The organism is Candidatus Pelagibacter sp. HIMB1782, assembly GCF_052047475.1.
Lineage (GTDB): Bacteria > Pseudomonadota > Alphaproteobacteria > Pelagibacterales > Pelagibacteraceae > Pelagibacter.
Window position 1 is genome coordinate 291,636 of the sequence record NZ_JBNAKE010000001.1, and the last position, 24,544, is coordinate 316,179.

Annotated in this window: 26 protein-coding genes and 1 tRNA gene; 8 read left to right on the top strand and 19 right to left on the bottom strand. The window is 30.6% G+C overall.

Annotated elements, in window-relative coordinates; translation table 11 throughout:
* Positions 1 to 58: 58 nt before the first annotated feature.
* From recA to ACTTAO_RS01595, 5 genes are all read right to left on the bottom strand, one after another.
* The gene (gene recA, locus ACTTAO_RS01575; protein WP_440613910.1) at positions 59 to 1,213 is read right to left on the bottom strand and encodes a recombinase RecA; all 1,155 of its coding nucleotides are present in this window, start codon (positions 1,211 to 1,213) and stop codon (positions 59 to 61) included.
* A 107-nt stretch (positions 1,214 to 1,320) separates the two neighbouring features.
* The gene (locus tag ACTTAO_RS01580) at positions 1,321 to 2,619 is read right to left on the bottom strand and encodes a TolC family protein (protein WP_440690643.1); all 1,299 of its coding nucleotides are present in this window, start codon (positions 2,617 to 2,619) and stop codon (positions 1,321 to 1,323) included.
* A complete protein-coding gene (locus ACTTAO_RS01585) occupies positions 2,616 to 3,584 on the bottom strand; it encodes a uridine kinase (RefSeq protein ID WP_440690644.1) in 969 nt (322 codons plus the stop codon). The genes ACTTAO_RS01580 and ACTTAO_RS01585 overlap by 4 nt, the downstream gene beginning before the upstream one ends.
* Complete coding sequence (locus tag ACTTAO_RS01590; RefSeq protein WP_440690645.1) at positions 3,550 to 3,915, bottom strand: GFA family protein; 366 nt, start codon at positions 3,913 to 3,915, stop codon at positions 3,550 to 3,552. The genes ACTTAO_RS01585 and ACTTAO_RS01590 overlap by 35 nt, the downstream gene beginning before the upstream one ends.
* A 13-nt stretch (positions 3,916 to 3,928) precedes the next feature.
* Positions 3,929 to 4,312 (bottom strand): VOC family protein, encoded by a 384-nt coding sequence (locus ACTTAO_RS01595; protein WP_440690646.1) that lies wholly within the window; start codon positions 4,310 to 4,312, stop codon positions 3,929 to 3,931.
* A gap of 188 nt (positions 4,313 to 4,500) precedes the next feature.
* Between ACTTAO_RS01595 and ACTTAO_RS01600 the strand changes: the two genes are divergently transcribed.
* On the top strand, positions 4,501 to 4,896 hold the full coding sequence (locus ACTTAO_RS01600; protein WP_075506508.1) for a LexA family protein: 396 nt from the start codon (positions 4,501 to 4,503) through the stop codon (positions 4,894 to 4,896).
* Positions 4,874 to 6,151 (top strand): Y-family DNA polymerase, encoded by a 1,278-nt coding sequence (locus tag ACTTAO_RS01605; RefSeq protein WP_440690647.1) that lies wholly within the window; start codon positions 4,874 to 4,876, stop codon positions 6,149 to 6,151. The genes ACTTAO_RS01600 and ACTTAO_RS01605 overlap by 23 nt, the downstream gene beginning before the upstream one ends.
* A 14-nt stretch (positions 6,152 to 6,165) precedes the next feature.
* Here the strand turns inward: ACTTAO_RS01605 and ACTTAO_RS01610 are convergent, their stop codons facing one another.
* The 6 genes from ACTTAO_RS01610 to ACTTAO_RS01635 all read right to left on the bottom strand — a co-directional run bounded on the left by ACTTAO_RS01610 (position 6,166) and on the right by ACTTAO_RS01635 (position 13,014).
* A complete protein-coding gene (locus ACTTAO_RS01610) occupies positions 6,166 to 7,200 on the bottom strand; it encodes a GMP reductase (RefSeq protein WP_440613904.1) in 1,035 nt (344 codons plus the stop codon).
* An 88-nt stretch (positions 7,201 to 7,288) separates the two neighbouring features.
* Positions 7,289 to 8,179: a DMT family transporter gene (locus tag ACTTAO_RS01615; RefSeq protein ID WP_440690648.1), complete on the bottom strand. Its 891-nt coding sequence runs from the start codon at positions 8,177 to 8,179 to the stop codon at positions 7,289 to 7,291.
* 47 nt (positions 8,180 to 8,226) lie between these two features.
* Positions 8,227 to 9,375, bottom strand: coding sequence for a DUF1501 domain-containing protein (locus tag ACTTAO_RS01620; protein WP_440690649.1), 1,149 nt, complete (start codon positions 9,373 to 9,375; stop codon positions 8,227 to 8,229).
* The gene (locus tag ACTTAO_RS01625) at positions 9,372 to 10,802 is read right to left on the bottom strand and encodes a DUF1800 family protein (RefSeq protein WP_440690650.1); all 1,431 of its coding nucleotides are present in this window, start codon (positions 10,800 to 10,802) and stop codon (positions 9,372 to 9,374) included. The genes ACTTAO_RS01620 and ACTTAO_RS01625 overlap by 4 nt, the downstream gene beginning before the upstream one ends.
* Positions 10,803 to 10,821: 19 nt before the next feature.
* On the bottom strand, positions 10,822 to 11,691 hold the full coding sequence (locus tag ACTTAO_RS01630) for a glycosyltransferase (RefSeq protein WP_440690651.1): 870 nt from the start codon (positions 11,689 to 11,691) through the stop codon (positions 10,822 to 10,824).
* Positions 11,692 to 11,694: 3 nt separating this feature from the next.
* Positions 11,695 to 13,014, bottom strand: a complete 1,320-nt coding sequence (locus tag ACTTAO_RS01635) for a glycosyltransferase family 39 protein (RefSeq protein ID WP_440690652.1) — start codon at positions 13,012 to 13,014, stop codon at positions 11,695 to 11,697.
* A 79-nt stretch (positions 13,015 to 13,093) separates the two neighbouring features.
* On the opposite strand from ACTTAO_RS01635, the gene ACTTAO_RS01640 reads away from it, so the two are divergent.
* Positions 13,094 to 13,609: a TraR/DksA family transcriptional regulator gene (locus ACTTAO_RS01640; RefSeq protein ID WP_440690653.1), complete on the top strand. Its 516-nt coding sequence runs from the start codon at positions 13,094 to 13,096 to the stop codon at positions 13,607 to 13,609.
* On the opposite strand, the gene ACTTAO_RS01645 is transcribed toward ACTTAO_RS01640, so the two are convergent.
* The 5 genes from ACTTAO_RS01645 to ACTTAO_RS01665 form a co-directional block, all read right to left on the bottom strand.
* On the bottom strand, positions 13,610 to 14,236 hold the full coding sequence (locus ACTTAO_RS01645) for a glutathione S-transferase family protein (protein WP_440690654.1): 627 nt from the start codon (positions 14,234 to 14,236) through the stop codon (positions 13,610 to 13,612). It lies immediately after the preceding gene.
* Positions 14,233 to 15,249 (bottom strand): NAD(P)/FAD-dependent oxidoreductase, encoded by a 1,017-nt coding sequence (locus tag ACTTAO_RS01650; protein WP_440690655.1) that lies wholly within the window; start codon positions 15,247 to 15,249, stop codon positions 14,233 to 14,235. The genes ACTTAO_RS01645 and ACTTAO_RS01650 overlap by 4 nt, the downstream gene beginning before the upstream one ends.
* Positions 15,250 to 15,570 (bottom strand): 2Fe-2S iron-sulfur cluster-binding protein, encoded by a 321-nt coding sequence (locus ACTTAO_RS01655; RefSeq protein WP_440618771.1) that lies wholly within the window; start codon positions 15,568 to 15,570, stop codon positions 15,250 to 15,252.
* 60 nt (positions 15,571 to 15,630) lie between these two features.
* On the bottom strand, positions 15,631 to 16,632 hold the full coding sequence (locus tag ACTTAO_RS01660; RefSeq protein WP_440690656.1) for a fatty acid desaturase: 1,002 nt from the start codon (positions 16,630 to 16,632) through the stop codon (positions 15,631 to 15,633).
* A 103-nt stretch (positions 16,633 to 16,735) separates the two neighbouring features.
* Positions 16,736 to 17,503 (bottom strand): bacteriorhodopsin-like, encoded by a 768-nt coding sequence (locus ACTTAO_RS01665; RefSeq protein ID WP_262589654.1) that lies wholly within the window; start codon positions 17,501 to 17,503, stop codon positions 16,736 to 16,738.
* Positions 17,504 to 17,715: 212 nt separating this feature from the next.
* Between ACTTAO_RS01665 and ACTTAO_RS01670 the strand changes: the two genes are divergently transcribed.
* Positions 17,716 to 19,617: a propionyl-CoA synthetase gene (locus ACTTAO_RS01670; RefSeq protein WP_440690657.1), complete on the top strand. Its 1,902-nt coding sequence runs from the start codon at positions 17,716 to 17,718 to the stop codon at positions 19,615 to 19,617.
* Positions 19,610 to 19,942 (top strand): DMT family transporter, encoded by a 333-nt coding sequence (locus tag ACTTAO_RS01675; protein WP_440618775.1) that lies wholly within the window; start codon positions 19,610 to 19,612, stop codon positions 19,940 to 19,942. Before ACTTAO_RS01670 ends, ACTTAO_RS01675 begins: the two co-directional genes overlap by 8 nt.
* On the opposite strand, the gene ACTTAO_RS01680 is transcribed toward ACTTAO_RS01675, so the two are convergent.
* A complete protein-coding gene (locus tag ACTTAO_RS01680) occupies positions 19,935 to 21,242 on the bottom strand; it encodes a dihydroorotase (RefSeq protein ID WP_440690658.1) in 1,308 nt (435 codons plus the stop codon). The genes ACTTAO_RS01675 and ACTTAO_RS01680 overlap by 8 nt on opposite strands.
* 43 nt (positions 21,243 to 21,285) lie before the next feature.
* Between ACTTAO_RS01680 and ygfZ the strand changes: the two genes are divergently transcribed.
* The gene (gene ygfZ / locus ACTTAO_RS01685; RefSeq protein ID WP_440690659.1) at positions 21,286 to 22,173 is read left to right on the top strand and encodes a CAF17-like 4Fe-4S cluster assembly/insertion protein YgfZ; all 888 of its coding nucleotides are present in this window, start codon (positions 21,286 to 21,288) and stop codon (positions 22,171 to 22,173) included.
* A 10-nt stretch (positions 22,174 to 22,183) separates the two neighbouring features.
* On the opposite strand, the gene ACTTAO_RS01690 is transcribed toward ygfZ, so the two are convergent.
* Positions 22,184 to 22,269: transfer RNA gene (locus ACTTAO_RS01690), tRNA-Leu, on the bottom strand.
* Positions 22,270 to 22,324: 55 nt separating this feature from the next.
* Here ACTTAO_RS01690 and nadA point away from each other — a divergent pair.
* Both nadA and nadC read left to right on the top strand, forming a co-directional pair.
* Positions 22,325 to 23,314, top strand: coding sequence for a quinolinate synthase NadA (gene nadA, locus ACTTAO_RS01695; RefSeq protein ID WP_440690660.1), 990 nt, complete (start codon positions 22,325 to 22,327; stop codon positions 23,312 to 23,314).
* 5 nt (positions 23,315 to 23,319) lie between these two features.
* Positions 23,320 to 24,153 (top strand): carboxylating nicotinate-nucleotide diphosphorylase, encoded by an 834-nt coding sequence (nadC, locus tag ACTTAO_RS01700; protein ID WP_440690661.1) that lies wholly within the window; start codon positions 23,320 to 23,322, stop codon positions 24,151 to 24,153.
* Here nadC and ACTTAO_RS01705 read toward each other — a convergent pair.
* Positions 24,150 to 24,521 (bottom strand): phosphoribosyl-ATP diphosphatase, encoded by a 372-nt coding sequence (locus tag ACTTAO_RS01705; protein ID WP_440690662.1) that lies wholly within the window; start codon positions 24,519 to 24,521, stop codon positions 24,150 to 24,152. The genes nadC and ACTTAO_RS01705 overlap by 4 nt on opposite strands.
* Positions 24,522 to 24,544: the final 23 nt, after the last annotated feature.

Below are 24,544 nucleotides of genomic sequence, written 5' to 3' on the forward strand. Positions count from 1 at the left end.
TACAGTACGGGAAAAAAGGCGCTTAAATTAAGCGCCTTTTATTAATAAAGATGACCTATTAATTCTTTTTAGATGGAGGAGTAGCTTCAGCTTTTGCTTCTTCTTCTTTTTCAGCTACTTTCTTTTCTTTCTCCAATTTTTCAGGATCTATCGGGTTTCCTTCTATTTTTTTAGAAATAACACCAGCTTTTTCCCTAATTGCCATTTCTATTTCTGCAGCAACTTTAGGATTTTGAGCTAAATAAGTCTTGGCATTCTCTCTACCTTGACCTATCTTCTCTCCTTTATAAGCATACCATGCTCCTGATTTTTCAATAATATCTGCTTTGGAACCAAGATCAACTAATTCACCCATCTTGCTAATTCCTCTTCCATACATCAAATCAAATTCAACTACTTTAAATGGTGGAGCTACTTTATTTTTAACTACCTTCACTCTTGTAGAGTTACCAATAATTTCATCTTTGTCTTTGATAGCACCTATTCTTCTAATATCCATTCTAACAGATGAATAAAACTTAAGTGCATTACCACCTGATGTAGTTTCTGGACTTCCAAACATAACTCCAATTTTCATTCTGATTTGGTTAATGAAAATCATCATTGTGTTTGTGTTTGAAATTGAGCTTGTTAATTTTCTTAAAGCCTGACTCATTAATCTTGATTGAAGACCAACATGGTGATCTCCCATCTCTCCCTCGATCTCAGCTTTTGGAGTTAAAGCTGCAACAGAGTCGATTACAATAACTGAAATAGAGCCTGATTTTACTAGCGTATCAGCAATTTCTAATGCTTGTTCACCAGCATCTGGCTGTGAGATTAAAAGTTCTTCAGTGTTTACTCCTAATTTTTTTGCATAAACTGGGTCTAAAGCGTGCTCTGCATCAACGAATGCACAAATTCCACCTGCTTTTTGAGCTTCAGCAACAACTTGTAATGCTAATGTTGTTTTTCCAGATGATTCTGGTCCATAAACTTCAATAATTCTTCCTTTTGGTAATCCGCCTATACCTAAAGCTAAATCAAGACTTAAAGAACCTGTTGAAACAGACTCAATATCCATAGCTCTCTTTTGGCCAAGCTTCATTACAGAGCCTTTTCCAAAATTATCTGTAATTTGAGCTATTGCAGCATCTAATGCTTTGTTCTTTTCTTTAATATCCATTTCTTGATCTTTAGTAGATTTAACTACTTTTAGGTTACTTTTCGTCATTTTTTGCCTCTTTTTTTACGTTTTTTAACAGTCGAATCATGAATTAAATGTACACATTTTGTTCTCATTGGCAAGATCTTTGTTTTTAATGATTAAAAAAGACTGAATTACTTAAGATTTAAATAGTCGCTATTTAAAAGTCCTACTGATTTTAAAACTCTGTATTGGGCTAACAAGTAGCTTCTTTCAGCTTCAGCAAGATTAATTTTCGCGTTTATTAAGTTTGATCTAGATTGAAGAACATCAAAAGTAGATCTTCCAGATCCACTTTCATATTCAAAACTAATTCCTTCAGTTGCAACTTCTGAAGCTTTAACTTGTGATTGTACTGCTTGTAAAAAACTTCTTGAAGATTGCAAAGTTGACCAAGAAGATGTCACAGACTGCGTATTATTTTTCTGAGCATTCTCTAATAACAATCTTTTCATTCCCTTAGCTTGAAGATTTTTGCTTACATTAGATTTATTTTTTCCACCAAATTGAAAAGGCCATGAAACAGTTGCTTGCAAGACATCTTTTTCTCTTTCATCATAAGTTGCACTTAAATCATCTGTGTAGGTTCTCTCTAAAGAGATTTTTGCAGTTGGCGAAAGATCAGATCTTGCGATTTTTACATCTAGTTCTGATTGTCCATATTCGATTTCAGCAATAATTAATTCAGGACTTTTCTCTAAAGATATTTTTTTAGCTTCACTTAAATTTTTAGGGATTGTTACTTGCGCGTTATATATTTTTTTCAATTTTGCTTCTTCAGCAATAGTACCAATTACATTTTCATAATTTAATCTACTAGTTACAATATTATTTTGAGCTTCAATATATCTTGCTTGTGCACCTGCAAGAGAAGATTGAGATTGTGCCAAATCAGATGCTGTGATTTGCCCCCTACTTAATCTTGCATTATCTAACTCAAATTGTCTTTGAAGTAAGTTTACGTTTTCTTCATTAATATTTAATTTTTCATAAGCCAAAATTAATCCTGTGTAAGCTTCAATAGCTCTTAAGAATATTTCTTGTTCTTTTTTAACTAATTTTGCTTCTGTTAAATTTAGTCCTAACTTACTTTTCTCATATTCTGTTTTTCTTCCACTGCCATCAAGTAATGTTTGCTCAAGTTTAATTGAAGAAGTCATTGTATCAGTATCAGTGATTGATGCATCTCCTCCACTTTGATTTGTAAGTTTATTGGTATCTTCAAAATTTTTTGTACTAGAAAGAGTTAAGCTAGGTAACAAATCACTTCTAGACATGTTGATTACTTCTTGTTGAATTTCTAAATTTTTTCTTTCAGCTTGAAGCTCAAGATTATTATCAAAAGTTTGTTTTAGTGCTTCTTTTAAAGTTGCTGAAAATGCACTTAATGGAAAAACTAATACACAAAAGATAATTATTAAAAACTTTTTCATTTATTATATTTTATTGTCTTAATTTGATGGTTGCTATTTAAATTTAAGATAATTGTAGAATATTTTGGTGCAAATTTAAACATGTTCTGTGTAATTCTTTGGTAAGTTTGCATAAAATTAATAACATCTCCCTTACTCATTATTTTATGACTAGATTTATTTTTGGTATTTAGCCACAACTTACTCTCTTGTTTAAGTCTCCATTTTTGAAGCAAACTAAAATTTTTAGCTTTTAAATAGATCAAACAATTTAACTGAGAATATAATTTTTTGTATTTTGTCTTTAATTGCTCATTTACATATTTTCTCCAAATAAGATTTTGATCTTTAGTTCTTTCAAGTGAATTAATTGGTTTTTTAATTGTTTTATTAACTTCTGCTCTTGCACCAACACACCAACCCTCAAATATAATTACATCTGGCTGCTCTTTAATATTATACCAATTTTTTTTAGGTGATCGATCATCAACTGCCTTATTAAAACTTGGTAACTTTATTGATTTAAAGTTTTTATTTTTTGATTTTTTAAAGAAATCCAACATAATTTTCACATCATGTGTTCCTGGCACCCCTCTTGTCATCAACATAGGATGAACTTTATTGGATAAAATAGATCTCTCTTTTCTAGTTTTATAAAAATCATCAATGGAAATTTTAAATACTTTTAATTTGAAATATTTTTCTAATATTATTTTTACAATTGAACTTATAGTCGTCTTACCAGTTCCTTGTCCTCCAGCCAAACCAACAAAGTAAGGTTTTTTATTATTAGCTTTTTTTGCAATCCAAAAACATACAGGTATTAGAAAAGATTTAAGCATCTTATCTTTGTTGCTAAATTTTTCTTTTGAGGTTTCTTGTGATTTAATAAATTTTAAACAATCACCTTTAACTTTTTTAAAACACTCAGCAATTGATTGCATTAAACTTTTATTTTTCTTGATCCATTGGATGGTTGAGACCATCAAATTGAGCTATCTCTTTTATATCTTCAACTTTAATTTCATCAACACAACCTAAGTTAAATCCAGTCATAGCTGGTGCACTTCTTGGGTTGTGGTGAGTATAAATTCCACATTCAGTACAAAAATAATGTTTAGCAACTTTTGTATGATATTGATAAAGTTTTATTTTATCTTCACCTTTAGTAAGTTTAAAATCTTCATTTTTAACCATGCCCATTGTTGCATTTTTTCTTTTGCAAATTGAACAATTACATCTGACAATTTTTGCTAATTCATTAACTGTTGAATTAATTTCAGCTTCTATAGATCCACAATGACAACTTAGTTTCATATATCTCCTTAATTTAAGTTAAAATACTTTTTGCTGCAATCTTATTTCCATCTAAATCACGAACGTATGCATAGTAATTTCCATCTTTTCTAACACCTGGTTCACCTTCATCTGTCGCTCCTTTTGAGATTGCGACTTCATAAAATTTATCCACTGCTTCTTTAGTGTCAGCTAATAAAGTAGTTTGTGAACCATTTCCAAAAGTTGCAGGCTCACCATTTACAGGATGCGTTACATAAAATTGAACTTTATCTGGATCACTTGAATGAGCATAACCCAAATACTTTTCTGTTTTTAAAATTCTTTTTAATTTTAAAGGTTCAAAAACAGCATCATAAAAGTCACCTGATTTTTGGTGATCATTAGAACCAACCATAACAAAATCTAAAATGTTCATAATCAAACTCAGAATTTATATATTTAAATAACCAACTTAAACTATCTATGGTTGAAGTTATCCACAAGTCCACAATATGTGGATTGGATGTTCACGTTTTGATTCACTTTTGATTCAGTTACAGACTCAAAATACAACCTATTGAGTGTATTCCATAAATAGTCTATAAAGTAGAACAAAACAAGAACATGAAACTAACAATCCCATATTATCTACATAAAGCAGGCGCTGGTTTTCCTTCTCCTGCAACAGATTATATCGAAGAAGATATTGATCTGAACATGCATTTAATAAGAAATGTTCCAGCTACTTTCATCATCAGAGTTCAAGGTAAATCTATGGTTGATGTTGGCATTAATGATGGAGACTTGTTGGTCGTTGATAAAAGTTTAAAACCAAAAAATTTTTCAACCGTGATTGCAAACGTTCATGATGAACTTGTGGTTAAAACTTTAGTTCAAGAAAGAGATAAAAAATTTTTAACTTCTGGTTCTAAAGAGTTTTCTGACAGAATTTTAATTAATGAAGAACAAGATGTTTTTATTTGGGGAGTAGTTACTTATGTCATCCACTCAGTATACTAAAAAAATAGCACTCGTTGATTGTAATTCTTTTTATGTTTCTTGTGAAAGATTATTCAATCCTAAAATAAGAAAAAAACCAGTTGTCGTTTTATCTAATAATGATGGCTGTATCATTTCAAGATCTAACGAAGCAAAAGCTTTGGGAATTAAAATGGGTGAACCTTATTTTAAAGCAAAAGATATTATTGTTAAAAATAATGTAAATGTTTTTTCATCAAACTATTCCTTGTATGGAGATTTATCTAGAAGGGTGATGCGAACTCTTAAAAGATTTAATTCTGAAATAGAAGTTTACTCAATTGATGAAGCATTTTTAGATTTATCAAACTTTAAAGATCAGGATGTAGAAAAAGTTGGAAAAGAAATTAGAGAAACAGTTTTACAATGGACTGGTATTCCAACCAGTATTGGGATCGCAAAAACAAAAACATTAAGTAAAGTTGCAAATCATATTGCAAAGAAAAAACAATCTGGGGTTACGAGTTTAATTGGAATAGATAATTTAGATCCTATTTTAGAAAAAGTTGAAATTAATGATGTCTGGGGAGTTGGCAGACAATTAACTAAATTTTATCAAAAGCATGGAATTTATAATGCGAAGCAACTTAAGAATAAATCTAATACATGGATTAAGAAAAGTTCCAATGTTTTAAGTTCAAGAACAGCAATGGAGCTTAGAGGAATTTCTTGTATTGATTTAGAAACAACTACTACTAAAAGAAAGAGTTGTGTTGTTTCAAGATCATTTGGAAAAAGAATTGAAACTTTCCAAGAATTAAAAGAAGCAGTTGCAAACTATTGTTTAAATGCATCTGAAAAAATTAGATCAGAGTCTTTAGTTGCAAAAGCAATTACAGTATTTGTAAGAACAAGTCCTTTTCATAGAAACTTTGGTTATTATTCAAATGCAAAGACGGTTGATTTTCCTATTGCAACAAACAACAGTATTGAAACAGTTAAAACAGCAGTTTCAATATTGGAGAGTATTTTTAAAAATGGTTATCGTTATCAAAAAGCAGGTGTGATGCTTACGGGGTTATCTAATGCTAGTGATAAAACAAATTTATTTACTTCTGAAAAGGATGAAAAGATAAATAGCTTAATGAGATCAATTGATAATACTAACCATCGATATGGAAGATCAACTTTAAGCGTTGCAAGTGCTGGTGTTCATAAAAAGTGGAATATGCGAAGACAGTATTCTTCTAAAATAGATACCGCTGATTTTTATTGTTTACCAACGATTAGAGCTTAAAAAAAATTATTAATTTATTTTACAAAAGTATCGTTAAATTGATTAGATACTCTTACAAAAGTAGTACATTTGCTCAGTTGTTTGAGTGATGGGGCCCCTACATAAGTACAACTACTTCTAACACCGCCAAGAATATTTAAAACAGTATCGTTTATTTTCCCTCTATATTTAACTCTCACTTTTCTTCCCTCACTACTTCTGTAATCTGCTAAACCACCGTAATGTTTTTTGTTGGCAACTTCTGAACTTGATCCATAAAATTCTATATACTTAGATCCATTTACTTTTACTATTTTACCTTTTCCTTCATCATGACCTGCTAACATTCCACCTAGCATTACAAAATCTGCACCTCCACCAAAACCTTTTGCAACATCACCAGGACATGTACATCCTCCATCAGCGATGACATGTGCACCAAGACCATGAGCTGCATCTGCACATTCAATTACTGCACTTAATTGTGGGTACCCTACTCCTGTTTGAATTCTAGTTGTGCAAACACTTCCGGGTCCTATTCCAACTTTTACAATATCTGCACCACTAAGAACTAATTCCTGTGTCATATCTGCAGTTACAACATTTCCTGCAATAATAGTTTTTGTTGGATATTTTTCTCTTACTGATTTGATAAAATTTGTGAAATGTTCTGAGTAACCATTAGCAACATCAATACAAATAAATTTGAAAAAACTAAATTCCTTTAAAACCTTATCTAAGTTTTGAAAGTCCTCTTTTTTAATACCGACACTAAGCGCAATGTTTGGATAAATTTTTTTTATATTTTTGTTTTGTTTTATTTTTTTTACATCATGTTGCTTTGTTAAACATGTGATCATTTGATGATCATTTAATTTTTCAGCTATACTTAGTTCACCTACACCGTCCATATTGGCTGCCATAATAGGAATTCCTGACCATTCATTTTTACTATATTTAAATCTGTAAGTTCTAAGAAGATTAACGTCTTTTCGACTTTTTAATGTACTTCTCTTAGGTCTGAATAAGACATCAGAGTAATCTAGCTTAAGCTCTTCTTCTATTCTCATAATTCAAAATGCTATTATTTCTAAAATACTATTTCAATTAAATTGTAGCCTGTGGATAAGTTTAAAGTATCGAATTTAGGTAATTTTTTTATTTAATTTTACCTAATTGCTTCTGTCTCATTATAATTATAAGACCACTTATAACAATCATTACAGCACCTAGATAAGTATTATATTCCGGTGTCTCGTTAAAAAAGAAATATCCATATAAAATTCCCCAAAGTATTGCTGTGTACCTGAAAGTTGATGTAACAGAAACTAATGCAGCTTTAATTGTCAGTACTGAGAAAATATAACCAAAAGATAAAAAGAAAGCTGAAATAATTAAAATAATGCTTTGTTCTAAATTGAATGAATAAAATTTATAAATAGAAAGAACTCCAAAAAATATTGTAACTACCAAACAAGTAATAAACGCTATTTGAAGACTATTATGACCCGTTTTTATATTTTTAGTTACCAAGTCTCTTATTGATAAAAAGATTGCAGAAAGAAGTGGAAATATAAAGTAGTAACCAAATTTTAATTCAGCTGGGTTGATGACTATTACAACACCTGTAAAGCCAATTATAACCGCACTCCATCTTTTCCATCTAACTTTTTCGTTTAAAAATAATGCTCCAAAAGTTGTCATTATTATTGGGGCCAAACTCAATAAAATATAAACCATTGCAAAAGGTAATTTTGCAACCCCTATAAAAAAACCAACAGCAGCTAAAGCTTCTAAAATTCCTCTTAAAGTTAGTTTGTTTGAAGAAAATATTATTCTTAAATTAAATTGGTTTTTAATACTTAAAAATATTCCTATAAATATTAGACAACAAATTCCTCTTAAAAAAATAATCTGATTTAAAACCGCTAATTCATCAAAGCTTTGGTAAATATGTTTAACTAATGCATCGTTAGTAGCAAATGAAAACTGTGCAATAACCATATAAACGATACCAAGTATTTCATTATTTAATTTTTTTTCAGGCATGAGCGTGCCTATATACATTTTAATTAAAAAAATCTAAGAGTAATTTATTAAGCTTTAAAAAGCTTATCTGATAAGTTGTCTAATTTATCACCCCAGAAAACATCTTTTTGAATTCTTTCAAATTCAACATCAAACACTGTAGACATTGCAGATGCATATACTGATCTTGCGTCAATTGTTGAATTTAAATCTCTTCCTTCAAATAATTCTTTTCTTTTTAACCCAGGCCAATCTGTATGAACTTGAGATTTCTTTAATAATCCCCCTGCCATTAAAATAGCTGAACCATAACCATGTTCGGTTCCATTGCTGCTATTTTGTTTTATTGTTCTTCCAAACTCTGTAAGTGTCACAACTAAAGTGTTATCAAATGCTTCTTTAGTCATTGAAGATTTTAAAGACCTAACAATATTATCATAATTACTTAAACAATCTGCATGCGCCCCATCTGTTGCACCTTGCGCTGCATGAGTGTCAAAGCCATCAACTTCAAAAACTGCAACTTTAGGACCATCAGGTTTTGAAAGTTCAGTACCAGCACTTGCTGCTAAAATCCAAGCATCATCTCGTGATCTGTTATCAAAATCTCTTGTTAAAATTATTTCTAAATTATCACTTAATAATTTTTCATCATACTCTTTGTATACATTTTTAATTAATTCTAAAGTAGAAGGATACGGAAGAGTACGTCCCACAGGAAAATAATTGTTATTCATTGGTACACCTCTAATCAACAAAGGCATCGGTAGTGCTAAAGCTAATCCTTGTCCTGTTAACCCAGCTGTTTTCATTCCTCTACCAAGCCAACCTGTTTTTTCTTGATAAGGAATTTTTCCTCCAGATTCCATTAAGTTTTGACCATCAAAGTGTGATCGGCCAGTATATGGAATATTTGTTGCATGAACTGCTGCACTTAAATTTTCGTCCCAAAGACTTTTAAATGTTTTTAGAGCTGGGTGTAAATCAAAATCAGAAGTTAATTTTAAAGTTCTATCAAGATTAATTTTACTTCTTAATTTTTCAAAGTTTTTGTCATCTTTAATTGGAATTGCGCATAGACCATCCATTCCACCACGCAACATTATTACAACTAAATTTTTTTTCTTTTCTGATGCAAAAGTTGGTGCCCCAAACCCTGCAAAATATAGTGAGGTTAAGGCTGTTGTCTTTAAAAAATCTCTTCTTGATATCTTCATGCTTTTAAAAACTCCGGATGGTTAAATAATAAAGTGTGTTTTTCCTTTAGTCTATTTTTTTGATTTAAATATTTGATTATTTTTTCTGGGTTATCAAAGTTTTTGTGTACAGCATTTTCATAATCAACATGAAGTGGTTCCATCTTATAAAAATCATAACTTGATTTTGCATAGACAAGTCTTCTTATTAGTAGCTCTGGTGAAATCCAGTCATCAGAATGATCTGACCAACCATTTGGTTGTTTTGCTCGATAAGGATGGTGACCAAGGTTTTCTAAAAGCCACTGTGGTCTTCTCATACTATCTAGTGGTTTTTGACCAAGCTCATATTTATCCATTAATTCTGGTGGTGGTGGCCATCTTAAATTTGCAATTTTTGCAACTTGTATAAGCCAATTTTCAGGTGTCTGAAATTTTTTATATTTGTTATTGTATTCAAAAGCTACTTTAATTGCTGCTTTATGAATTTCAGGTATATGACCGTCTGATTTCTTAAAAGCATCAATAATTGGTTGTTTCATCTCTTGAGTTGGTTCATCAGTGATTAAAAATCTACACAATCTTTCAGCAACAAAATCTCTGCAGTTAGGATGGTTAACTAAATCCTTAATTACAACAGCCAATGTTTTTTTTCCTCTTTTGTATTCTTTACCTAAAACATTTTTTTTACCAGGTTGATGATGTTCAGAATTGAACCAAACATTTCCTGTTTCTAAACTTTTTTTACCATATTTGTGCTCCCATCCTGTCATGATGTAAGCTAACTGAATTACATCTTCTTGGGTATATCCAGCTTTAGGAGATATCGTGTGAAGCTCCATAAGTTCTCTTGCATGATTTTCATTAATAGTTGCAGGCTCTTTTTTTCTTCTTCTCCATTCTTCTCTGCCCGAAATACTTTTTGGACCTACACTTTCACTGTTGTCTAAATGATGTATCATTGCCCATGATGTAGTTACGTCATACACCATTTTTTCAAAAGACTGATTCAAATTTGGCCAGATAATTTCTCTTTGATATGCTCCAGTTGAATAATGTGGTAAAAAATCTTTATCACTAATTGCGAAAAAGTTCCCCCAAAACATCCAAAGTTTTGTAAGGACTGGTTTGGTTCCGTTGATAGCTTCGTTGTGTCTAATAGATATCTCTAAAGGCTCCCAAAATTTTTGACCAGTTTCATGTCTCAATTTATCTTTATGAACTTTATAAAGATTTTTATTGTCTTTATATTTTTTTCTTAAAACTTTTCTATCTCCATAAACCCAATCTCCGTAATGACCTCTAAGTTCTTTTTCTGAAAGAATTTTTCCCTTCCATGAAAATTCTGGAATTTCATCTACCTGATTTAATGCCCAATTTAATGGATCTGAAGGAACTTCTTCATTTGGACCTATTCCAAATGCGACTTTTCTAAAAAAGTTTTTCATTAATAATATTATAAATAAATTACTTTACTTTATCAATATCGTGGATGTTTGTTAAAGAATTATTAAATTCTTCAATATTTTCTCTTAAAGCTAAACTAGAAATTGAATAAATCATTATTAATAACAAAACTAAAGGTAATGAAGTAACAATTGACGCATTACTTTTGATTAACAAAATATAAAAAACAATAAATAAAGCTGAACGAATTAAAACTGTTTTTCTAAATACGCTTATTATTGAAAGAGAGTGTTTTAATAATTTAAAAAAACTCATCTGAGATGGGCCAAAATATCTTTTTCCCCTAATTGATGGAGAAGAAATTAAATCTTTTTCAATTTTTTTTAATGATCCTGAAAAACTATTCCATGTAGATTTTTCATCTAACATTTTTTTTACAGTTGCTTTTGAAAGACAAGTAAAATTACCAAATTTAATTGATTGCCCAGTAAATGCTAAAGTTAAAAATTTGTGAAATTGATAGCAAAACTTAAAGAACATGCTCTCTGATCTTTTAACCCTTTCACCAACTATTGACCTGTCTCCAGCTTCTTTTGATAATTCAATAAAATTTTTAATCTCCTCAGGTCTATCTTCACCGTCGCCGTCCATTGGAATTACATAGTCAAATTCCTTTTTCTCATAGATGTATTTCAAACCAGAAGCAATACATCTTGCATGACCTCTGTTTTCTTTCATATTAATGATTTCAATTGAATGAATGTTTTCAATATTTGGGTAATCATCGATGATTTGCTGTGAAGAAGCATCATTAATTACCACTAATGATATTTCAGAATTTAAATCTTTTATCTCATGATTAATATTATCAATTAATAACTTCAAAGACTCGCGGTCATTATAAACAGGTACTAAAATGAAATATTTCATAGATTATCTTGATCCAACGCAGATACTATCAAGACACATATAATCTTTCAATTGATCAAGTTTCTCTCTTTCAACTATACCTTCCCAAACTGGTCTAGATTTTAAATGATAAGATAAATTGCCTGCATTCCACTCATCTCCAAGCACAACATTGATAGTAGTTTCAAACTCTTGATCCCAAGCATATTGAGTTTTCATGGCAATTTCTTTACCTGGATAATCTGTTCTCTTATCGTCTTTTGAAACAGAAACATAAGCATAAAGAATAGGTGATAAAAAGAAAAAGAATAAAAATCCAATCATAAAGGGTTTTAATTTTTTTAAATTTATTTGAGACTGAAATAAATAAACAATTAATGTTCCAAAGAACAAATAAAATGGTGTCATCCACATTGTTCGAATTTTTGAACCTGTTATCAATGAAGTTAAAAACATCAGAGCAATTGGCAAGATATTTATTGCTAACAAAAATAATAAATTTTTATCTTTGAAATTTATTTTAAATTTAATTTTTTTAACTAATAACAACGTTAAAATTATAAATGGAATTAATATACCAATTTGTTTTCCTAAAAATATTAATGGAAATTTGATGTGATCAATGAAACTTGATTGCTCTAAACCTGTTCTTGCAAGTCCATAAGTAACTGTGATGAATTCATTATTATTTAACCAAATTAAGTGAGGAACTAAAGCAACTATAAAGACTTCTATTGTAATTAAGTATTTAAAATCAAACTTTCTTTCTTTCTTAAAAATTAAATAAATAAATAAAAGTGCGATAGATACTAATAAGTAAATGAATAAATATTTCGATAAAAATCCTAATGCACCAAACAGACCTATTAAAAAACAATCCCAAAACTTAATATTTTTACCACTATAAATTTTCCATGAATAATAAGCTGTTAATGACCAAAAAGGTAATTGGCATATATTTACGTTAAACTCAGGTGTGGTAAAATTATAAAAATAAATTGTTTCAATTAATAAAACTGAAATTAAACCGAAAAAATTATTCTTAAGTATTTCATTTGAAAGTTTGAATACATAATATAATGAAATAATTACAAAAATTTGGCTTAGTAAATAGTAAACCCAGTCCTGTGACCCAAAAATATGAAAAAAAACTTCAGGAAAAAAAGCACTCATAGGAGGATGCTTATTAAAACCCCAATCTAAATTACTTCCCCAAGCTAAAGCTTCAATTGTATCTAAGGGTAAATTGTGATTTGTAAGAGTTGGAATCAAGGTCCAGAAAATTAGATGAGATGTAACAAAAATATAAAAAAGATTATCTATATTTTTGTTATTAATGGTCATTAATTAAATATTTATAACAATTCAGCTTGCTTGACACCCCTATTTTGCTGAATATACTCCGGCCATTCAAAATTAAGCGATGCCTAAAACTACTAAAGTAAAGAAAAAAGTATCTAAACCAAAAACTAAAGTTGCAAGTAAGCCAAAGAAAACTGCAGCTTCTCCAGCTAAAAAAGTTCCTATAAAAATTTCAAAAACTTACGTTCCAAAAGAAACTGAAAAGTATATGTGTGAAAAACATAAAGTATTTTTTAGAATGAGATTAAATGAATGGAAGAAAGAATTAATTAAATCAAACAATGAAGCGCTATACAATGGAAGTATGGATGATAACAATATTTCAGCAGATCTAGTAGATCAAGCAAGTTCATACATCGATAAAAATGTAGAGATGAAAGCAATTAACAGACAAATTAAGTTAATTTCTGAAATCGACAAAGCTTTAAGAAGAATTATGGATGATACTTACGGATATTGTTTAGATACAGCTGAACCAATTGGTTTAAAAAGATTAATGGCAAGACCGGTTGCTAAATACACAATCGCTGCACAAGAAAAGCATGAAAAAGAAGAAAAAGTTCATGTGGATGATTAATTAAATCTTCGGAATTTTTGCCTCTTTATCCATAAAAGCATATCCTTTTATAACAGCTTCACGTTCAGAAATTTCTTGATACCATCTAGATAAGTTTTGGTAATTTTCTAATCCAATATCATGCCATTCATGTCTAGCTAACCATGGCCATGTTGCAATATCAGCTATAGTGTAATTATCTCCAGCTAAAAATTTAGAATCTTTTAATCTTGTGTCTAATTCTCCATAAATTCTTTTAGCAATTTTAAAATATCTTTGTTCACCAAATTCACTTTTTCCAGGATTATAATGATGAAACTGGTGATGCTGACCAATCATTGGACCAATAGTTCCCATTTGAGCCATCAACCATTGATTAATCACTAATCGATCTTTTTCGTTATAAAACTTTCCACTTTTTTCACCCAGGTACATCAATATTGCACCAGATTCAAAAATACTTTTATTATTTTCATGATCAGTAATTACAGGAATTTTGCCAAATGGACTTATCTTTAAAAAATCTGGATTAAATTGTTCGTCGTTTCCTATATCAATTTTAGTTACTTTATATTGATAACCAATTTCTTCCAGCATAATACCAATCTTCCAACCATTAGGAGTATTAGCAGAAAACAATTCTATCATTTTTTTACACCAAGTCTCTCTTGAGCAGCCTTTGATGTAGTTGTGAATTCAAATCTTAATTTTTCGTCTGGTCTTGCATACTTAAAACAACCTCGAGCAGCAAGAGCTCCTTCATGAAAACCTGAAAGAATTAATTTTAATTTACCTGGATAAGAACAAATATCACCAATTGCAAATATACCATCGACATTTGTCTCAAAGTTTTCAGTGTTTACTTCAACTGTTTTTTTGTTGATGTTAAGACCCCAATTTAAAATAGGACCAAGCTGCATAATTAATCCAAAAAAGCCAAGAACATAATCGGATAGTAATTCTTTAATTTCACCGTCATCATGTTTTATTTTTACTGAACTAATTTGGCTTTCACCAATAACTGAGTCCATTTGATATTTAGTGTACAAATTTAATTTTCCTTGATCATTTAATTCCTTTACTTTTTGAACACTAGATTCAGCTCCACTAAATCCATCACGTCTGTGAATTAAATTTACTTTAGATGTATTTGATAATTCTATGGCCCAGTCTAGAGCCGAGTCTCCACCACCAAATATTGAGATGGTTTTGTCTTTAAAAATGGTTTTATCTTTAATTGAATAAAATAATGAAGATCCTTCAAATTTTTCACATTCTTTAACTGGAAATTTTCTAGGTTCAAAAGATCCTACTCCACCTGCAATAATAATTGCTGCTACATCAAATTCTTGGTTTCCACTTGTTTTGACATGCCAACGATTTTCAACTTTTTTTAGTTCCTCAACTCTTTCATTTAAATGAAATTTTACATTAAAAGGTTTTATTTGTTGTAAGAGATTATTTGTTAATTCTTCACCAGTACATTCTGGTACAGCTGGAATATCATAAATAGGTTTGTCTGGATAAAGTTCGATACATTGCCCTCCAGCCTTGTCTAGATTATCTACGATTTCACACTGAAGTCCAATAATTCCAAGTTGATGAGCACAAAACAAACCTGTTGGTCCTGCTCCAATAATTAAAACATCTGTTTTATTCATCTAAGCTTGCTTTTCTGGAATAGTAACTTCCAATCCGTCTAATTCATCTGAAACTATTAGTTGACAACTTAATCTACTATTTTGTTTAGGTTCATAGGCCATATCCAACATATCTTCTTCACCGTCTTCTTTAGTTGGAAGTTTATCTAACCAGTCCTCTTTAACATAAACATGACAAGTAGCACACGCCATTCCACCTCCACAATCTGCATCAATTCCAGGAATATCGTTTTGAACTGCACCTTCCATTACTGTTAATCCATTTTGAATATCAATAGTATGGGTTTTGCTATCGTGTGTGTGGTAAGTAATTTTAGCCATGCGTTATATATAGGTTTTTATCTAAAATGAGCAAGTAAGTAAAAACATACTTAACAAGATTTATGCGTTCTGAGGTTCTGGTACTTCCTTCTTAAAAAAGTAGCTAGTGTCCTCTGTTTGTTTCATTATAGCTGGTAAAATTTCTTTGTAGGCATCAATTAAACCATCATTTGTTCTTGGTAACTGATCCTTAATATGATGATGAAGTTTATCTAAATTATAAGATGGAACCGTTGGAAACATGTGATGTGTCACATGATATTCCATTTTCCAATATAAAAAACTTAAAATAGGATTTAGATACATTTCTCTTGTTGTGTACCTATGATCTTTAATATTTCTTGCTAAACCAGCATGTTGAGTAAAAGAAACTAGTTTGTGTAAAGTTCTTCCATAAAATTTTGGTAATAAAAAAAACAAAACTGGCAACCAAGATGATGCTATTAAAGACCACAATATAATTGTAATCCAAATTCCAACAAAAACTCTAGAATTAAAAATTACTTTTGATTGAGCGTTTTCAGGAATGCAATCTTGCATAACTTTAGTTTGTACACCAAATGCATGTTGAATAATTTCATAAGCAATACTTTTTTTAAAATAAATAAGTTCCATAAAAGGAATTAAATTCATTAATAAATTTTTTGGAGTTTCTTTTAAATTATTTCCATATTCAATTTCATGATCAAATGGATTTTCTGTTGAATATGTATTTCCATGATGAACAAAGTGCGTGTATCTCCATCTTAATGGTTCAAAGTTAGAAAGATAAGAAGAGATGTAGTAAAAGAATTCATTTAAAGATTTTGATTTAAACGCAGTTTTATGACCTGTCTCATGCCATAATGGATTTGAAAAACCATAAATGTTTCCATAAACCAAAAACCAAAAAGCGGACCACCATGTGCCCCAAGTTATGTAGGCCAAGGTTCCTGTAATTAATAACAGTCCAAAAAAAACTGAAACATGTTGAAGACCTTTGATATCAGATTTTTTTGAAAGCTCTTTAAGAACTTCTATATCAACTTGGCATTTGTGCCATTTTTCGAGTTTTACATCCATAATTAAAAATAAGTATAATAACTATACATAAATTTACATAAGACAAAAAAAAAGGGCAAGTACAAAATTGTACCTGCCCTTTTTTAAATTTTAAGTAAAACTACTACTTAGCTCTACCAGGTTGTTGCATAGCTGCTGCCCAAATGATCAGACCGAAAGCGATCTTGTTCAAGAAGTCAGCTGCGTTGTAAATCACGTTTAGTGAGTTAGCATCTACACCACCTGTTAGGTAACCAAAAATGTAACCTAATGGGTAGATCGCCCAACCTACAGTAACGATCATTCTCATTGCACCAAAAGCAGTTACAAGTGATTTGTTACCACTTTTCGCTGCTCTCTTACCTGCTTCACCAGAGAATACTTCATATAAGATGTATACCCAACCAGCCATACCGATTATGAAACCAAGTGTAGCGTTGATGTATCCAGCTTCTCCTAAGTATCCACCTACTAGCATTACTAATGTACCAATCATTAGTCTCCAGAAAATTCCAGAGTCTGATTTGTTTACTGCTGCTAGAACAAAATAGAATTCTAACATCAATAATGGCACTGTAATTAACCAGTCAATGTATCTGTATACAGTTGGTGAGTCACCAGTAGCGATCCATACATCTCTCATGTACATGTAGTGTACGAATGCAATACCAGTTACTAGACCAGCAACTGTCATTGAAACTCTCCATCCAGCTGGAACTGAACTTCTTTCTAAGAAAAAGAATACAGTAGCAGCTAAACAAGCCATAGATACTAACCAAAACGAAATACCTACGAAATCGTCTTGAGCCAGCATAGCTGTTTCAGCGTTTGCAACACCAGTTACACCCATAAGAGCAACAACTGTAAGAGCAAACAATTTAAGTTTTTTCATAAAAAACTCCCTCTTCGTTAGTTTTTATTTATTAGTTTATATAAACTAGACTTAAGTAACCCTAAGCCAAATTTGGGGTTAAATAGCAAATTAAATTAGTTTTATGAAGACTTAATTGTCATTAATTTGCATTGATTTTACTGAATTTTTAAAATTAAATACAATTTATAAGTTAAAAACCAAAAAAATATCGAAAATCGAATCAAATTAGAATGTCAAAAAAATTTCAAAGTATTTATGAAAATTCTATAAAAAATCCTGAAAAATTTTGGCAAGAAGCAAGTGAAGATATCTTTTGGTTTAAAAAACCAACAAAAATTTTGAATAAATCTAATCCTCCTTTCTATAAATGGTTCCAAGATGGTGTTACTAACACCTGTTATAATGCTCTAGACATTCACATTGACCAAGGAAGGGCTCAAAAAACTGCTTTAATCTACGATAGTCCTATTACAGGCAATAAATCTAAGTTCACCTATGAGGAACTTAGGGCAAAAGTATCAAGATTTGCAGGAGCCTTAAAGCAACAAGGAATAAATAAAGGAGACAGAGTAATTATTTACATGCCAATGATCCCTGAGGCGGTAATTGCTATGCTCGCATGTGCAAGAATTGGGGCCATACACTCAGTTGTCTTTGGTGGATTTGCCTCAAATGAACTTGCAAGCAGAATAGATGACAGTAAAGCAAAGTTATTAGTAACGGCTTCATGCGGTTTTGAGCCTGGAAGGACAGTTGAATACAAGCCTCTAGTAGATGAGGCTATAAAAATAGCCAATCATAAAATTGAAAAGATGATTTTGTTCCAAAGACCAGGAAACGAAGTCAAATTAAATGCTCCAACAGAGATAAGTTGGGAAGAAGCAATCTCAAATGCAAAAGATGCTGATTGTGTTGAGATGAATTCAAATGAGTTTGCTTACATCCTCTATACATCTGGAACAACTGGAACACCTAAAGGAATTGTAAGAGATATTGGTGGTCATATCGTTGCTCTAAAATGGACCATGAAGAATATCTACAATATTGATACTGATGATATTTGGTGGTCGGCAAGTGATATTGGATGGATTGTTGGGCACTCTTATATTGTTTATGCTCCATTGTTCAAAGGATGCACTACAGTATTATTTGAAGGAAAGCCTGTTGGAACTCCTGATGCTGGGGCTTTCTGGAAAATAATTTCAGATTATAAAGTAAAATCATTATTCACTGCACCAACTGCATTTAGAGCTATTAAGAAAGAAGATCCGGAGGGTAAATTTTTCTCAAAATATGATTTATCCAGTTTTGAGAGCTTGTTCCTTGCTGGAGAAAGAGCAGATCCAGATACTATCAAGTGGGCTGAAAATTTATTAAAGGTCCCAGTGATTGATCACTGGTGGCAAACTGAGACTAGTTGGGCAATCAGCTCAAATTGTACCGGTATTGAAATGATGGAAACCAAATATGGCTCAGCTTGTAAAGCGGTTCCTGGATATGATGTCAAAATCATCAAACCAGACCAATCTTTAGCTAAACCAAATGAAATGGGAGACATTGTTGTAAAACTACCTTTGCCTCCTGGGACATTCCCAACTCTTTGGAATGCAGATCAAAGATATAAAGAAAACTATATGACTAATTATGAAGGTTATTATCAAACATATGATGCAGGTCACATCGATGATGATGGTTATATTTGGATCATGTCTAGAACAGATGATATTATTAATGTTGCTGGTCACAGATTGTCAACTGGTGCAATAGAAGAAGTATTGTCTGAACATCAGTCAGTTGCAGAATGTGCTGTTCTTGGAATTGCAGATAAACTTAAAGGTCAATTACCAATTGGTTTAGTGGTATTAAAATCAGGTGTTGAAAAAAATAATGAAACTATATCAAAAGAGTGTGTGCAAATGGTTAGAGATAAAATTGGCCCTGTTGCTGCATTTAAGACTGTTATTGTTATAAAAAGACTACCAAAAACTAGATCAGGAAAAATTTTAAGAGGAACAATAAGAAAAATTGCAGATGGTGTTGAATATAAAATTCCACCAACAATAGATGATCCAGCAATATTGAATGAAATAAAAGAAGATTTGGTAAATCATAAAATTTTAAACAATGGTTAAAACTTATATATTTTTAATTGCTGCAATTTTTTGTGAAGTTGCTGGAACAATGTTACTACCAGTTTCTCAAAACTTTACTAAAGTTATACCTACTGTTGCTTTATCAATTTTTTATCTTTGTGCATTTTATTTATTAACTTTTGTTGTAAATAAACTTCCAATTGCAATTGTTTATGCAACATGGAGTGGTTTAGGAATTTTTACAATAGCAATACTTGGATATATATTTTTTAAGCAAACCTTAGCTTGGCAAGCAGTATTAGGATTATTTTTAATTGTATTAGGTGTAATTCTAGTAAACAGTTTTACAGTTAAGCTTAACTAAATTTCAAAGGTGTTCCTTCTGGATCTCCTAAAATTTTCCCATCTTCCATTTTAATTTTTCCTGCAATTATAGTGTACGTAGGAGTTCCTTTAAATTTAAATCCATTAAATGGAGACCATTTACATTTACTCTCAATATTTTCATTTTTAATTTCAATTGTTTTATTCATATTAACAATTGTAAAATCTGCGTCATATCCCTCTTTGATAAATCCTTTATTTTTAATTCCAAAAATTTTAACTGGATTTTCACAAACAAAGTTCATCAGTTGATTTAAACTTAGCTTTCCGTCATTAATGTGATTTAACATTACTGGCATTAAAGTTTGAACGCCTGGCATCCCTGATGGAGTATTTGGATAAACTTTATCTTTATTCTCTTTCAAATGAGGCGCATGATCTGATCCAATAGTATCATTGAAGTTGTTTCTGACCCCATACCACAGTCTATCATAATGAGATTTGTCTCTTAATGGTGGGTTCATCTGAGCATACGTTCCAAGTTTGTCATAACAATCTGGAGCATAGAGAGTTAAATGCTGAGGAGTTATCTCAAAAGTAATGTTGCCTTTATGCTGAGAAAGAAAATCAATTTCTTCTTTAGTTGTTATATGAAGAACATGAGCTTTTTTCTTATGTTTTTCTGCAATTCTAACTATTCTTCTTGTAGATGCTATCGCACATTCTGCGCTCCTCCATACGGGATGTGTGTGAACGTCTCCTTCTTTAATTAATTTTTTATTAATTTTTAATATCGCTTCATCTTCGGAATGCACTGCAACGACTTTGGAAGCGTTTTGAAAAACTTTATCTATATCATCTTCTTCAGCAACTAATAAATTACCAGTCGAGGATCCAGCAAAAAGCTTAATTCCACAACAACCTTCTAAATCTTTTAAACTAGCTAAATCATCTGCATTATCAGCAGTAGCTCCAAAGTAGAAAGCGTAATTGCAATACATTCTATTCTTTGCGAGATCTAGTTTTCTCTGAAACTCTTTCATGTTTGAAGTTGGAGGATTAGTATTGGGCATTTCGAACACACTAGTAATCCCACCTGCTATTGCCGCCCTACTTCCTGAATGAAGATCCTCAGTATCTGTTGATCCAGGTTCTCTAAAATGTGTTTGGGTATCTATACAGCCAGGTAAAACTGTTTGACCTTCAGCATCAACTGTCTTTTTTGCTTCATCTGAAATTTGACCAATCTTTTGAATTTTTCTATCTTTTATTGCAACATCAACATCTTTTAATTCACCATCGATGTAACATTGTCCATTTTTGATTATAAGATCTAACATTTGAAGAAAAAGTTATTATATTAAAATGATAACTTAATCAAATATGAATATCAAAAACGTTTACATTTTAGAAGATAGATCAATTCTTTATATAAATGGTGAGGATGCAAAAGATTTTTTACAAAATCTTATCAGTAACGATATAAATAAAGTAAGCGAACATAATAGTTGTTTTACATCTTTATTAACTCCACAAGGGAAATTTTTATATGAATTTATAATTGTAAAACATAAATCAGGTTATCTTTTAGATTGTGAAAAATATCAAGCAAATGGACTATTTAAACAGTTATCTCTTTATAAGCTAAGATCTAAAGTTGAATTACTTAACCTAAGTAATGAATTTGTTGTAGCAGCTTTTTCTCATGAAAAATTTTTGAAATTTAATGATGCAAAAGATCAATCAGGATTTACTATTAAATATAGAGAAGATCCTATTTTTTTAGATCCAAGAAACAAACAATTAGGAGCAAGATTAATCATTAATTTAGAAAAACTTTACTTATCCTTAAAAAAATTAGATCTTCACGATAAAGATGTAAATGAATACTATTCTTTAAGTCATAAACTAGGAATAGTTCCAAAAGATTTAAACAAATTACAAGATAAATTATTTGGTATAGAGTGTAATTTTGAAGAACTAAATGGAATTGATTTTAAAAAAGGTTGTTACGTAGGCCAAGAAAACACAGCTAGAATTAAATTAAAAAATAAGCTTTCAAAAAGATTGATGCCTATAAAAATAATTAATGGAAAACTTAATGAAGGAGAAAGTATTTTTAATAATGAAAATGAAATAGGTAAAGTATTAATAGATAATGATTACCCATTTGCTTTAATCAAATTTTTAGATGAAAACTTTGATGAAAAACTTGAATTTAAAACTAAAGAAGCTTCAATAAGTATAAAAAAACCTGAATGGATTAGTTAAAATTGAAATTTGGTGCGGTCGGAGAGACTCGAACTCTCATGGACTTAGTCCACACGGCCCTCAACCGTGCCTGTCTACCAATTTCAGCACGACCGCGATATGTCTCATAATAAATGAATGACAAGCATGTTTCAAATTGGTAAAAAACTCCATGGAATTTACACAAGAAGTACGTAAAGCAACAGATCCAATTTACCAAAAAATTTCAAAGGTGATGCCTGAGATAGAATGGTCAGTGCACGCACCGTACATACATAAAATTAATAAATTAAAAAAAGAAAAGAACGCAATTATTTTAGCTCACAACTATCAAACGCCAGAAATTTATCATGGTGTTGCTGATTTTTCTGCAGACTCACTTGCGCTAGCTATAGAAGCATCAAAAACTTCAGCAGATATAATTCTAATGGCAGGAGTTCACTTTATGGCTGAAACTGCAAAATTAATGAGCCCTAATAAAAAAGTAATTTTACCTGATATGGAAGCGGGATGTTCTTTATCATCCTCAATTACTGGTAAAGATGTGAGATTACTAAAAGAAAAATACCCAGGTGTTCCAGTAGTATCATACGTAAATACTTCAGCTGAAGTAAAAGCTGAAACAGATGTTTGTTGTACATCAGCAAATGCAGTAAAAATTGTTAAATCTCTTGGAGTAAAAAAAGTTATATTTTTACCTGACGATTACCTCGCAAAGTACGTTGCATCTCAAACCGATGTAGAAATTATATCCTGGAAAGGAATTTGTATAGTACATGACCAATTTAATAAAAAAGAAATTGAAGATATTAGAAAAAACAATCCTGGAATAAAAATTATTGCTCATCCAGAGTGTCCACCAGATGTAATTGAAGCTAGTGATTTTGCAGGATCCACTTCTGGAATGATTAAATATGTAAAAGATAATCAACCGAAAAAAGTAATGATGGTTACTGAATGTTCAATGAGTGACAACATTCAAATAGAAAATCCAAATGTAGATTTTGTTAAACCATGTAATATGTGTCCGCATATGAAAAAAATTACTTTACCTAAAATTTTAGATTGTTTAGAAAATGAAACCGGCGAAATTATTATGGACAAAGAAACAATAGAAAAAGCGAGAGTATCCGTAGAGAGAATGGCAGCTATTGGCAGATAATATAAGTGTCAAAAATTAAATTAAGCAAAGAATTTATCAAAAGTACTGTTAAGTTAGCTTTAAACGAAGATCTTTATCCTTCAGGAGATATCACTTCAGCATTAATTAATAACGATAAGGTTGTAACTGTTAAATTAATATCAAATCAAAATGCAGTTGTTGCTGGATTATTGTTTGCTAAGCAAACTTTTTCACTAATAGATAATAAAATAAAATTTATTATCAAAAAAAAAGATGGCTCAAGAATTAAAAAAGGTTCCATAGTTGCTTTGATTAAAGGTAAGGCAAAAAATATTTTAATTGCAGAAAGAGTAGCTCTAAACTTTTTGTCACATATTTCTGGTATTGCAACAAAGACTAATGAATTTGTTAAATTAGCTGGAAAAAAAACTAAAATTTGCTGTACAAGAAAAACAATTCCAAACCTTAGAGTAATTCAAAAATATGCTGTTAAGTTAGGAGGAGGTATAAACCATAGATTTAATTTAAGTGATGAATATCTAATAAAAGACAACCATATCGCAAGTTCAGATTTAAAAAATTTAGTTATAAGAGCAATTAAAAATAAAAAAGGAAAAAAAATTACAGTTGAAGTTGATACAATTGATCAACTTAGATCAATTTTAGGTTTAAAATTTAATACTGTTCTACTAGATAATATGAATATTAAAAATTTAAGAAATGCAGTTAAAATTGCTAAAAAGTATTACGAAACTGAGGCCTCGGGCAATGTTAATTTAAAAACTGTTAAAGCGATTGCTTCAACTGGCGTAAATAGAATTTCTGTAGGAAGTATTACTCATAGTGCTACAGCAGTTGACTTTAAGCTAGAAATTTAACTTACAAACTTAGATAGATCCGGTTTAAAATAGTTTGGGCCTTTCATCACTTTTCCAGCTTCATTATAAATTGGTTTTCCATTTTCATCTAATTTGCTCATATTTGAGTTTTGAACTTCTTCAAAGCATTTATCTAAATCTATTCCAAAAGCATGTCCTGCCCCATACGTTACATACAAAATATCTGTAAGCGCATCAGCAACTTCTAATAAATCTTTATTATTCATAGCTTCTGTGAGCTCATCTAATTCTTCTTTAATTAAATCAATTCTTAATTTATTTATCTTATGGGTACTAAAAGATGGCTTAGTTTTAACATCTTGACCAAAGGTTTTCATAAAAGTTCCAACTTTACTAAAATTCGACATATTGCTCCTGTAAGTTTTTTAAA